Annotated in this window: 14 protein-coding genes and 3 pseudogenes; 3 read left to right on the top strand and 14 right to left on the bottom strand. The window is 61.5% G+C overall.

The features are described 5' to 3' along the window. Positions 1-644: 644 nt before the first annotated feature. The 14 genes and pseudogenes from EWH12_RS20550 to EWH12_RS20485 form a co-directional block, all read right to left on the bottom strand. Entirely contained in the window at positions 645-911 is a 267-nt protein-coding gene (locus EWH12_RS20550; RefSeq protein ID WP_129927667.1) for a type II toxin-antitoxin system Phd/YefM family antitoxin, read from the bottom strand. A 33-nt stretch (positions 912-944) separates the two neighbouring features. Beyond that, entirely contained in the window at positions 945-1253 is a 309-nt protein-coding gene (locus tag EWH12_RS20545; protein WP_129927666.1) for an addiction module antidote protein, read from the bottom strand. A gap of 4 nt (positions 1254-1257) precedes the next feature. Beyond that, positions 1258-1554: a type II toxin-antitoxin system RelE/ParE family toxin gene (locus EWH12_RS20540; RefSeq protein WP_129927665.1), complete on the bottom strand. Its 297-nt coding sequence runs from the start codon at positions 1552-1554 to the stop codon at positions 1258-1260. A 66-nt stretch (positions 1555-1620) separates the two neighbouring features. Beyond that, positions 1621-1989: a DUF3768 domain-containing protein gene (locus tag EWH12_RS20535; RefSeq protein WP_129927664.1), complete on the bottom strand. Its 369-nt coding sequence runs from the start codon at positions 1987-1989 to the stop codon at positions 1621-1623. Between the two features lie 17 nt (positions 1990-2006). Then, positions 2007-2378 (bottom strand): P-loop NTPase family protein, encoded by a 372-nt coding sequence (locus tag EWH12_RS22785; RefSeq protein WP_242496152.1) that lies wholly within the window; start codon positions 2376-2378, stop codon positions 2007-2009. Positions 2379-2446: 68 nt separating this feature from the next. Beyond that, entirely contained in the window at positions 2447-2923 is a 477-nt protein-coding gene (locus EWH12_RS20525) for a hypothetical protein (protein WP_129927663.1), read from the bottom strand. Positions 2924-2926: 3 nt separating this feature from the next. Then, positions 2927-3535 (bottom strand): hypothetical protein, encoded by a 609-nt coding sequence (locus EWH12_RS20520; protein ID WP_129927662.1) that lies wholly within the window; start codon positions 3533-3535, stop codon positions 2927-2929. Next, entirely contained in the window at positions 3532-3927 is a 396-nt protein-coding gene (locus EWH12_RS20515; RefSeq protein WP_129927661.1) for a hypothetical protein, read from the bottom strand. The genes EWH12_RS20520 and EWH12_RS20515 overlap by 4 nt, the downstream gene beginning before the upstream one ends. A 24-nt stretch (positions 3928-3951) precedes the next feature. Next, on the bottom strand, positions 3952-5082 hold the full coding sequence (locus EWH12_RS20510; protein WP_242496151.1) for a phosphoadenosine phosphosulfate reductase domain-containing protein: 1131 nt from the start codon (positions 5080-5082) through the stop codon (positions 3952-3954). A 16-nt stretch (positions 5083-5098) separates the two neighbouring features. Then, positions 5099-5605 carry a hypothetical protein gene (locus EWH12_RS20505; protein ID WP_129927660.1) on the bottom strand — a complete coding sequence of 169 codons (507 nt, stop codon included), beginning with the start codon at positions 5603-5605 and terminating at the stop codon, positions 5099-5101. 50 nt (positions 5606-5655) lie between these two features. Further along, a complete protein-coding gene (locus EWH12_RS22530; protein WP_207212457.1) occupies positions 5656-6171 on the bottom strand; it encodes a hypothetical protein in 516 nt (171 codons plus the stop codon). Positions 6172-6186: 15 nt separating this feature from the next. Further along, a complete protein-coding gene (locus EWH12_RS20495; RefSeq protein WP_129927659.1) occupies positions 6187-6486 on the bottom strand; it encodes a hypothetical protein in 300 nt (99 codons plus the stop codon). Between the two features lie 11 nt (positions 6487-6497). Further along, on the bottom strand, positions 6498-7169 hold the full coding sequence (locus tag EWH12_RS20490) for a hypothetical protein (RefSeq protein ID WP_129927658.1): 672 nt from the start codon (positions 7167-7169) through the stop codon (positions 6498-6500). Positions 7170-7701: 532 nt separating this feature from the next. Then, positions 7702-8361: pseudogene (locus tag EWH12_RS20485) on the bottom strand (SDR family oxidoreductase); the annotation flags it as partial. Between the two features lie 85 nt (positions 8362-8446). On the opposite strand from EWH12_RS20485, the pseudogene EWH12_RS20480 reads away from it, so the two are divergent. The 3 genes and pseudogenes from EWH12_RS20480 to EWH12_RS20470 all read left to right on the top strand — a co-directional run. Further along, a pseudogene (locus EWH12_RS20480) lies at positions 8447-9267 on the top strand (helix-turn-helix domain-containing protein); the annotation flags it as partial. Positions 9268-9918: 651 nt separating this feature from the next. Then, positions 9919-11433 (top strand): group II intron reverse transcriptase/maturase, encoded by a 1515-nt coding sequence (gene ltrA / locus EWH12_RS20475; RefSeq protein WP_129927656.1) that lies wholly within the window; start codon positions 9919-9921, stop codon positions 11431-11433. 67 nt (positions 11434-11500) lie between these two features. Next, a pseudogene (locus tag EWH12_RS20470) lies at positions 11501-11698 on the top strand (DDE-type integrase/transposase/recombinase); the annotation flags it as partial. Positions 11699-11819: the final 121 nt, after the last annotated feature.

Genomic DNA, 11819 nt, shown 5'->3' with positions numbered 1-11819 from the left:
CGTTCCCGGCCCAATATCTCCACCGCCGTCCCTCGCTTTGGCTCAGGACGTCCATAACGACGTCCTTATGGACGTCTCTTACGCGCTCACATCACAGCAAGGCAGGCGGCCTCAACCGGTCGGTTACTGATCGTCGTGGCCACGACAATGATCCCGAAAACGCTGATCGTCAGGAATGAAGCTGAGTGGCCAAGCATCTGTGCAGCTTTGCACTCTTATCTGTAAGGCACAAGCTGCGCATGTCCTGCCCTACTCCGTCCGGTGCGTGATCTTCACCCGGCGTGCAAGGATGTTGGCAGCGACCTGCCGATAGATCTTTTCGGGCATGGCGCCGATGACCGGGCTGCCGCTCGCGCCGGATCGGACGTCAAGCCCGACCCATGTGAGCTCGCTGACATCGTTTCAGACTATATGGCTCCGCGTATCCAGGCGCAAATGCTCGATCACCCGCTAGGGCAATTCGAGGGAGTGCTCGGGTGAATAGTCGCGCGTCGTTAGCGGCACCATCATGACGCGCAGGCGCCCGTGCTTCAGGTAAGTGGCAACGACCAGGCACGGCCGAATTTTACGGCCGTCTTTCCTCGCCCCGGTCGTGCTCGTGCCACCAGAGGTAAAGATATTTGATGACCTCGCCGAGACGCGGCTCAGTCCAGGAGCTTGTTGGCATCGTATGACTCAGGCACTGGCAGGGCGTTGGCGATCGCGTTGAACGCATCTTCGCTCAGTTCTTTGGGAGCAAGCACGATGTAATCGAGCCGTGCAAGGCGCTCGTATTCTGCGGCCGATAACATGACAACGCGCACGGCGCCATCGCGCTCGACTCCGATCGGGTGGGTCATGGCCTTGTCGTAGTAGAGACTGAAGCGCTCCGAGACTTCGCTCGAGCGGAAGGTTTCGATAGACAAGTTCACGGCCTGATCTCCTGCAACTCAGGCTAGCGGCTGTTATGGCGCCGATGTGATTGCCTGATGAATTGGTTGAAAGCTGATACGCAATCCAAGGGCATCGGCAATTTTGCCGATCGTCGCAAAGCTCGGATTCCCTTCACCGGACAGGGCTTTGTAAATGCCTTCACGACTAAGGCCGGTATCGCGTGAGAGCTTACTGATATTCCGTGCGCGCACCACGTCACCCAGAGCAGCGGCGATTACGGCGGTATCACCGTCCTCAGCAGCGGCGTCCAGATATGCCGCAATGTCCGCTTCACTCTTGAGGAAGTCGGCGGGATCGTAACGGCTAAAAGTCACGTCCATGATTTCATTCCTTCCATGCGCTTGCGATCGACTTTGCCTGCGCGATGTCTCGTGCCTGGGTGCTCTTGTCACCGCCGCAAAGCAGGACAATCACGATGGGGCCGCGCCTCATGTAATAAACGCGGTATCCCGGGCCATAATCAATGCGAAGCTCGGATATTCCATCCCCTACGGGCTTTACGTCACCTGGATTACCAAGGCTCAAACGACGCAGGCGGATTTGAATTCGGGCTTTCGCATTTGAATCGCGCAAACCAGCCAACCACTGATTGAAGGCGTTAGACTGGATCATCTCGATCATGTGATAACCCTAGTTGACAATCCCTCGACTGTCAACCAAGGTTAGCAGCCGGAATTTACCCTTATGTTAGAGATCCTCGCGGAGCATGATGGTCATGACGCGGCGCGTGACGCTGGCGTCAGTGGGATCGGGCGAACCCCATTTCAGGTCGGCGTCATAGGCGTCGATCTGGAAATAGACGGTCGTGCCCCGGAACTCCATCTGGCCCCGATCGCGCTCAGTCCTGTCGCCGTCGGGATAGGTGAACTTGCGCACCTCTGCGAGGATCTGCGCCTGGACGACAAGCTCGGCCACCGGGTTGTTGGCAAAGGTGCCGAGGCAGGTGCGGGTAATAACGATTCGCCCGGTACGGTCGAGACCGTGCCTGCAGCGGTCGTTGAGACGCGCGATGATTTCGCGTTCGGACATACCGGCTGCGTCGGTTGCGAGGGACATGGCAATTCTCCTGTGGTTCAGGCGGCGAGACGGGGGCGCTGCGATAGGGGCACTGCAGCGTTGAAGCGTTCAATCCAGCTGCGCATGGTCGGGCGCTCATCGACGGGGATTAAGGCGGCAACGTCCTGAAACTGGATCAGGTCGAGCGGGGCATCACTGATGATCCGGTCGATGTCGTCGGCGGGCATGGTCTGCACATAGTCGAAGGCTTCTTCGACGATGCGGCGCATGGTCTGGCTCTTGCCGGCACCGGACCCGCCCTGGACCAGCATGCGTCCGGCGAGGACGCGGGCGAGATCCAGTTCGAGGGCACCGTAGGACGTTTGGCCGATGGGAACCGCGCAGCGCGGCGGCGCTGGCGGTCCCGGCAGTTTGACGACGTTGGACATGGGGCGGCTCCTTTTGGGTTGCTTGCCTGTCTCCTCCCCCTCCTCTCAACTCGGCACTGGCGCCGCGATCAGCCTGCGGCCTCGGGCTGTAGACTGAACTCGGAGGCAGCATAGGCCCGCCAGAGGTGGCCTTCGGCCTCGATCTGGTGTTCGAAGGTGCGGATCGAATTTCCGATCGTGACGATGAGGCCCTTTTCCTCGTCCAGTTCGATGTGGCCCGGCTCGTAGACGCGGCCAGGCCGGATGTAGGGGTCATTGTCGCCCATTTCGCAGCCTGCGGCCGAAAGGTCGGGTACGGTAAGCCCGGTGCAGCGCCAGAGGTCAAAGCGTTCGGCTTCGGCGCTGGCAGTCATGTAGCGCTCCCTGGCGATCGTCCATGCCGCGTTGACGTGATCGAGGTCATCGCCGATGTCGTTGATCGCGCCTCGGGCGATCAGCTGATCGCCGCGATAGGTCAGCCATACGGCCAGCATGACCATGTTGGCATCGACGAAATTATGCGAAGCGCAGCACCCCGGCGTGATTGTCTGGTTGTTGAGCCGCATGGTCTACCACTCGTCAGGCGTCAGTTGCTGGGCCAGCGCCTTGGCGAACGCGCAGGCAAGGGCTTCGCGATTGGCATGTTCCATGGCTTCGGCGTAATCCTCGCCGGTGTAGATGGCCTCAAGTTCGTCTTCGGCATTGCGGCGATAGAGGCCAAAGCGCGGCTCGCCAGCGATCTCGCGCAGCGCGGCTTCGGGATAGTCGATCCACATTTCGACGGGCTCGCCCATCGGCCCGGTGCATACTTCGAAGCTGGGCTTGGTGTCGTTGCGCCAGCTCTTGTCCGTCCAGTCTCCCGGGATGGGCGGCATGCACGCGATCGGATAGTCTGGGAATTGCAGAGCCCACCGCGTTTCGACTTCCTGCGTGGTGTAGCCAAAGGCGAGCGATACGAACCCGGCCCCGGCCTTCAGAGCGTTCACCGATGCGATCAACGCTCGGTCGCCGTCGGCGCTCGCAAGAAGTTCGCCGCGCACATGCGGCCAGGTGACTTCGTCCACGCGGATATTGAGGAAGCCGTTCCACTCGCTTTCGTCGGTGTAGCCGGGAAAGATCGTGCCCTCGCCGAACGACCATGAGACTTCGCGGCGTCCGCTTGCGTCGCGGGCATTCACGCGGGGCGAGGTCTTTGCTCGCTCCCGGTCTTGTCGAGCATCAGCACGAGAATCGAGGGGCGATCGGCTTCATCGAGCGGGCGGGAGTCGAGGATATGGCGTCCCCCCCGTCCGATGCCGAAGGCGTTGAAAGTGGGCGAATGCCCGCCATTGGCGTTCGGGATAGACGTGCCGGCGTCGTGGTACTGGATGTCGACGAAACCGGCAGGGCTGTGCTCGCGATCGGGCAGGAAGCAGAACGTCACTCGGCGCCCATCGCTGGTTTTGGCGGTGATCGTGAACTCGCCATCGGGAATGTCGATGGGCTTGTGAGGAACGTCATTGAACCCGGCAAAGCCAATCGCGACCGCGTCATCTCGGGTCATGATGGGAAGGTCAGTGATAAGGGCCATGACAGTCTCCGTTCGTCAGTGAGGTCAGGCAGCGCGGCGCTGCTCGATGAGGCCGGCAAAACGGTCCCGCACGGCGCGAGCGGTCGGGAAGTGGTTGGCAAGCTGGTGGCGCTCGAGGATCGCAGCGCGCGCCTCTGCTATGGCCGCGGCCTCGGGCATGGTCGGCAGGCGCGGCGGCCAGCCTTTCACGTAGCGCAGGCCCTTGGGCATCGCGCCCTCGGCCTCGCGGCGACGGTCCGCATCGATCTTGGCGGCCGCGATGCGGATTTGCAGGTCGGGAGGCAGAAGATCCGGCGCAGTGTCCGCGAGCCAGCGCGCAGGCTGAAACGAGAATGTGGACGTCGCCTCGAGGCCGCAGAGGTGGATCAGCGCATCGCGGTTCGCAGGAGCGCTGGCGGATGCACGGGCATCGGCGATCGACTGCAGGACGCAGAACCGGCAGGAAAGCCGCGAACTGGAGTAGCAGGTATAGGGTTCGTGGAGCGGGATGCCGAGATAGTGATGCGCGGCGAAGACTTCGGCCGTGTTCCACTCGACGATGGGATGCCAGAGCATCATGCGCGTGCCATGGGCATTGTCGGCACTGGCGTAGCGCGTGTCGGCCTTCCATTCCGGCGTCTTCGATCGCGCGGTGCTCTCGTCGCGGCGGATGCCGAGCACGTTGATGATCGTTTCGCCGCGTAGCGTGCGGGCCAGGTGTGGGCCGATCACATGGGCTTTGGCCTCGGAGGTGCAGAAGCGCAGCGATGCAGAGGACCAGGGCCCGATCAGGTTATAGGTTTCGAGGGCCTCGTAGCGGCGCTTGCCGTTCTCGAAGCGCTGCGCCCAGCGGTCGAACAGGTCGCCGGCACTGCGGCGCACGATGCGGAGCGGAAGATCGGCAAGGGCTGCAAGGCGTTCGACCATGGCGGGCGTGCTGTCCCATTCGGCGCGGCCAAGGTCGGCATGGATGACCAGGCGGCGGCTTCGGGGATGCCCGAGCTGATCGAGCACGATCGACACCGCGAACATCGCGGCCGAGGAATCCTTGCCGCCAGAGACGTTGAAGACGATCCATGCCCCAGCCTTGATCGCGGCGCGGATCTCGGCAGGCAGGGCGAGCGAAGGCAGTCCTGCCGGCATGGCGCCGGCAGGCTGCAGATGCTGATGAAGCATCGGATCTCCTGCCCGGTCAGGCGGCATCGCCGGCGAGACGTGCGCGAGCGGCCTCGGCGAGCTTTGGGAATGCGGCCGAAAGATTGGTGTGAATCGTCTCGAACGCGGGGATCGCGAAGCGGCCGTCGGCGCGGGGGCGCGTAGTCAGTATCGCGCCGATCGTCACCTCGTCGAGTTCGGGCCTCGGAATGGAGGCGACAGTGCCATCATATTCGACGGGGCAGGTAATCGCGGCCTCGATCCAAGAGCCAAGCCCGCCTTCTACGGCCTCGGCATAGGCGGCGACTGCGGGGTCGTTCTCGTCATCGATCTGCAGGACGAGAGTACGGTAGGTGCCAAAATCGTGGCGGTTCGGCTTGCTGGTGAGGCGGCAGCCTTCAGGGGGAAGGCCATGGATCGCGATGATGCCGATGCGGTAGGCGTCGATCTCGAAGCGATTGACCCGGTCGAAATCAGGGGTCTGGCCAAGCTGGGCGCACTCGGCGTTCGCGGGCGCTGCGCCAATGTCGATGGTGTAGGACAAGGGAACCTCCGTCGATCCTCCATGGATCGACTGTCCCCTTCCCCCTCATCTCATGGGTCTTTAGGTTCGATGCTGAAGTTCCAGCCATGGATATGAAGCATCTCATTCGCGCTGCGGTCGAAGGCGAAGAAAATGGAATCAAGGTCGGCATCAGGCTCGATCAGCAGTTCAAGGGTGTGGTGGGCGCTGTCCGCGACAACGGCACGGGTGTATCCGGCCTCGCGGGCTTCGGCCTCTGTGTTGATCAGCGGAGGGGAGGCCTGGATGAAGGGCTTTGCGGCCTTCTGGGCAGGACCGTCGAAGGTGCCGAGCGTCTTTAGACGATCCGTCTCGAGCATCGCGCCAAGATCCTCCGGCAGATCGGCATATTCGGCGGCGATCGCGATGGCCGCTGCTGCCGTTGGAAGTTCGCCGGGGGCAGCGCCCTTCCAGATGAAGGTTGCTTCCTCGCCCTCGATGCGGGGGTGAGGCTGCATGACCTGGACGAAGAATGTAGATAGGGGCCGGTCCCATCCGATGGTGACGCTGCTCGCAACGCCCTTACCCGCGAAGTCGTATCGGCTCATGAGGTGGATCTCCTGTCAATTCGCCAGTGTCGCCCATTCTGCATGCCAAGGGCGCGGGAACGGATTGTAGCGGATGAAGGTAGGGACAAGGGGCAGGCCCATGGCTGCGAGGCTTTCCGCCATGGAAACCCGCTGGAGGGCTTCGGCACGGTCATCTTCCAGCATGAAGTCCAGCATGGCAGCTTCATGGACCTGTTCACAAGTGAGCATTGTCCAGTCCAGCGCGTCGAGGAAAGCCTCGCGGCGCTGTACGAAGCGTTTGATCCGGGCGGCATCACTGCAGGCCTGATCGACAACCTGTTGGGTGGTGAGCATGGGATGTCTCCCTAAGCGGCGATGGGTTCGCGGCTGATCGGTGCCGTGGTCTCGACGGGCGCGGGCGCCGGCACGATGGCATCTAGGCGCAGATCGCGACGGATGCGGGCGGCAAAGCGGACACGGCGGACAAAGTCGCGCATGGGGGCAAAGCGCAGTTTCTGCCCCGCTGCAGGCCCGCGCTTGGCGAAGTATTGCACCTCGTTGCCCTCATGGAGCGGGCCGACGCTCAGTATGATCGAAATGACATCGCTCGACAGGGCGACATATCCAGCGATCGCGGGATCGCTGGGCGTGGAGCTGATGGTGTAGCTGCCGGGGGTGAGGCCGATTTCCAGCGCAAGCGCCCTCATGGCCTTGCGACCGTCGGCATGGAATCGCTCCTTGGCAATCGGGTCATGGGCGACACCGCGCACGGCAAGGGTGAGCAGCGCGGGGAAGCGTTCGAGTTCGGCCATGCGGCGGCTGCAGGCGAAGCGAAGGCTGTCATCATCGGCGCGGTCGGCGGTGACAGTCGCGAAGTGGCGCGCGAGCAGCGCAATCGCCGCGTCGTGATCGGGATCGACGCCCGCTACGCGGCAATCTTCCATGGCCCGGTTGAGGGCGTGAAGCGTTGCGGTGATGGTGGTCAGGCTGCTGGGGTCGATCGCCTGCATGTGACGGAATGGGACGTCGTAGGTCATGGTAGGGCTCCGGGTCAGACCGAGCGCATTCCCGCGCTCGATCTCCCCTTCCCCCTCCACTCAGAGCCTCTTACCTTCAGGCAGTTTCAGGAGCCTTAGGGAACCAGTCGATCTCGGTGACATTGCCGCTGGTGGGGACGGGGACTGGAGCGCCGGCCTTGTCGTGCCACTGAGCTACAAATTCAACGATACGCTTACCTTCGCCCTTTCGCCGCGCGCCGAAGCCGCAGTGGACGAGGGTCGGTCAGGACGTCACTTTGCCTACGGCGCGGCTGCAGGTTTTCAGATAAGTTTAACCGAGAAGGTCAGGCTTTCGCCAGAGATCGAAATCATGCGTGATCGCGATCCTGAAGGTGCGGCGACGATGGCCAGGGCCGCCGTGTCGCTTGCGGGGCGGATCAAAGAGATGACTCAACGATGTGCAATGTGTGAGCGGGCTCAATTCCGTGACACCCGACGTGCGTCTTGCATCCGGTATCAGTCACAAGTTCTGAACTGGCGACCCGGCGATGGGCCGGGCCGCCAGGATATCTTAAGCAATGCCGGCGCCGCCGGTCACGCCATAGACTTCGCCCGTGATGTAACTGGCCTCCTGCGAAGCGAGGAGCACGTAAACGGGCGCAATTTCGACCGGCTGCCCGGGACGACCGAACTGGCTCTGCTCGCCAAACTTGGCGACCTTTTCCTGAGGCTGGCCACCACTAGGCTGGAGAACGGTCCAGAACGGACCAGGGGCCACGACGTTGGCTCGAATGCCTTTTTCGATCAATTGCTTTGCGAGGGCCTTTGTATAGGCGACGATGCCTGCCTTGGTGGTGGCATAATCCAGCAGGATATCGGACGGCTCATAGGCCTGAACCGACGCCGTCGTTATGACTGATGCGCCTGCGGGCAGGTGAGGAACGGCAGCCTGGGCAATCCAGTGCAATGCATAGAGATTCGTCTTGAGGGTTTTGTCGAAATCTTCCGAACTGACCTCAGCAACGCTCTCGCGAAATTGCTGGCGTCCGGCATTGATAACCAGGATGTCCAGGCCGCCAAGCCCGCTCACCGCGTCCTCGACCAGCTGCTTGCTCCAAGCCTCGTCGGTAATATCGCCGGGCAGAGCCACGGCTTTGCGGCCTTCGGCTTCGATGAGGGCAAGAACTTCCTTCGCGTCCTTTTCCTCGTCAGGCAGGTAGGCAATGGCGACTGTTCCCCGTCAGCGCCAATGGCACAGATTTGAGGTTGTGAATTAAGGAGTGTTGGGGCTTCGTCGTAGTGACGAAGGAACGAAGATGAAGCCCCAACACTCCTTGAAAAAATCGCCTGCCAAGGCCCCTGCTGAGCGTGTGGTGAAGGACATCCGGCGGCAGACCCGGCGGCATTTTTCGGCCGAAGACAAGATCCGCATTGTGCTCGATGGGCTGCGTGGCGAAGACAGCATTGCCGAACTATGCCGCAAGGAAGGCATTGCCCAGAGCCTGTATTACACCTGGTCGAAGGAGTTCATGGAAGCGGGCAAGCGGCGCCTGGCGGGTGACACGGCTCGTGCCGCGACCAGCGGCGAGGTGCAGGACCTGCGCCGCGAAGCCCGTGCCCTGAAGGAATGCGTGGCCGACCTGACGCTCGAAAACCGTCTGCTCAAAAAAAGCATGATCGCGGATGGGGGCGACGACGAATGAGATATCCCGCATCCGAGAAGCTCGAGATCATCCGGATCGTCGAGCAGTCGCATCTGCCGGCGAAGCTCACCCTCGACAAGCTGGGGATCGCACGCCGGACGTTCTACCGCTGGTACGACCGGTTCCTCGAAGGCGGACCGGAGGCGTTGGAAGATCGGCCATCGGCACCGAGCCGCGTGTGGAACCGGATCCCGCCTGACATCCATGATCAGATCATCGAACTGGCACTGGAGCAGTCCGAGCTGAGCCCACGGGAGCTGGCGGTGCGCTTTACCGACGAAAGGCGTTACTTCGTGTCGGAAGCCACGGTTTACCGCCTTCTGAAGGCCCATGACCTGATCACCAGCCCGGCCTATGTGGTGATCAAGGCCGCCGATCAGTTCCACACCAAGACCACCCGGCCGAACGAGATGTGGCAGACCGACTTCACATACTGTGCGCCTCGTCCCGGGTGGTCCGGGAGGCGTATGTTGGAATGCAAAAGAGAAAGGAGGAATTGAGCGAATGCCTTGCCCTCTGCTGTGAGGGGGCATGAGCCCAAGCGGCGGTGACCTGCTGTCAACTGGCAGGGTGACGTAGCCCGCAGGTAAAGGGGATTGAGGCGAAGCCGTTACGCCAAGATGGTACCCGAGGCTGTAGCGCTGGAAGGTTGAGGAACACGAACCGGTTAATCCGCATCCGAGGGCTGAAATGTCGCCTTCGCCTACACGGCTTAACAGGCGGAATGCTGATGATGGCGCCGGACACGTATGTCGGCGGCATCCGAATGCGGTCGTACATGTAGCTCGCCCGCATGGAGCCATGGAGAGAACGCAGCCAGACCATGGCATCGGCATCGACTTGCAGGACGCAAGGACAAGGACTGCGACCGGCAGCCTCCCCAGTGCGTGAAAGTCCAGCATATGAACGAGGGAAGGCATGATGGAATGCCAAGGGAGTTGGCCCCGATGTCCATCATGCTGGCGGAGTCCCCGTAGTAGTCCGCGACAGGGAAAGCCTGTCACATGGCGAAGGGGGACAGTTCAATCTGCTTGAAGTGCAAACTACCTGACCAAACGAGGTGAAGACCTTTGATAATCAGTGAAATGCAGCACAAGCTCGCGATATGGGCCGAGAGCGATCCGAACCGCCGGTTCGATAGGCTTCTCCGGCTCATTGCCGACAGGGCGTGGCTTGCCGAAGCCGCCCGGATTACATTGGCATCGAGCGGTGCCAAGACCCCGGGCATAGACGGAATGGACAAGCAACGGATGCAGGATGGATTGGCAGAATATCTGGCCAGCCTGCGAACGGACTTGCTGACGGGGAATTACGTCCCACAGCCGGTCAGGCGAATCTATATCCCGAAAGCCAATGGCAAGAAACGCCCACTGGGTATCCCGACCCTGAAAGACCGCATCATCCAACGTGCGATGCTGATGGCGATGGAGCCTATCTGGGAGAGCGACTTCCATCGCCTCTCCTATGGCTTCCGGCCGGAACGCAGCGTGCATCACGCTGTCCGAACAGTGAAGATACAGTTGCAGGATGGTAGTGCCGGGACGCGGGGCCGCTGGATCATCGAAGGTGATCTGGCGAGCTACTTCGACACGGTACACCATCGGCTTCTGCTTCGCTGTGTTCGGCGGCGTATCCGGGATGATCGGTTCGTCGATCTGCTTTGGCGGTTCCTGAAGGCAGGCCACATCGACCGTGGCTTGTTCGTCGCCTCAAGTGAAGGTGTTCCGCAAGGCGGCGTGTTGTCGCCGCTCCTGTCCAACATCATGCTCCATGAGTTTGATGCGTGGCTGGAGGCGAAATACCTGAGCGACAAGGCGCGAAAGGATCGTTGGGCATGGAACTTCGGTATCCAGCAGGGACGCCCCATCACGGTTCGCGAGAACCGGCAATGGAAACCTGCTGTCGCCTACTGCCGTTACGCCGACGACTTCGTCGTCATCGTCAAGGGCACCAAGGCACATGCCGAGGCCATCCGCGCGGAATGCCGGGCTTTTCTGGAAGGCAACCTGAAGCTGACGCTGAATATGGACAAGACCCATATCACCCACGTCGACGATGGGTTCGTGTTCCTCGGGCACCGGATTATCCGCAGGCGGGGATCGAGCGGACGTATGTCCGTGGTCTCGACGATACCCAAGGAGAAGGCCAAGACCTTCGCTCGCCGATTGGTCGAGACCCTCTCCGGCAATCATGGGATTGCCACGGTGGACATGATCGACAGCCTGAACCGCCAACTGGCGGGTTGGGCCGCGTTCTACAAGTTCACCGACTTCACGGCGCGCATATTCCGGCGGATCGACACGGTCGTGTTCTGGAAAATGGCGCACTGGTTGGCGCGGAAATACCGGTCCCGTATCAAGCCCTTGATGCGCAAATGGTACCGCGTGCCGGAAATAGGCCACTCAAAGACGTGGCTGATTTACGGCCGAAGCAATCAGGGCAATGCCGTCGGCAAGGCGCTACGACGACTGGTCACCAGCCAGAAGTTGCAGTTCAGGTGGCGGAACCCGGAGCGAAATCCCTACATCTTCCGGGACGAACTCCGAAACACCGTCACTTCTCGCTATCATGATGTCGCCATGGCCTTGGGCCAAGGTTGAATAGAGAGCCGTATGCGCTGAAAGGTGCACGTACGGTTCGGGGAGGGGAAGCGCTCATGCGCTTCCTACTCCACTCAAGATTATCGGGTGGGGCTGGATGTACCTGTCGACCGTGCTCGACGACTTCTCACGCTACATCATCGCCTGGAAGCTGTGCACCAACATGCGCGCCGAGGACGTGACCGACACGCTGGACATGGCACTGGCCGCATCGGGCTGCGACAGCGCCACGGTGCTGCACAAGCCAAGGCTGCTGTCGGACAACGTCCTAGGTTGGGAAGCAGCGGCGGGAAAAGGCCAGCAGGTCTCGTTGCGCCGAGCGTGATCGGCGCTGATGACTTTTTGATCCAGATGGCTTCCATCGTCAAGGAATGCGCTCTCGGCCA

This window comes from Sphingobium cupriresistens, assembly GCF_004152865.1.
GTDB classification, from domain to species: Bacteria; Pseudomonadota; Alphaproteobacteria; order Sphingomonadales; family Sphingomonadaceae; genus Sphingobium; species Sphingobium cupriresistens.
This window is presented reverse-complemented; position numbering and strand designations above follow the sequence as displayed.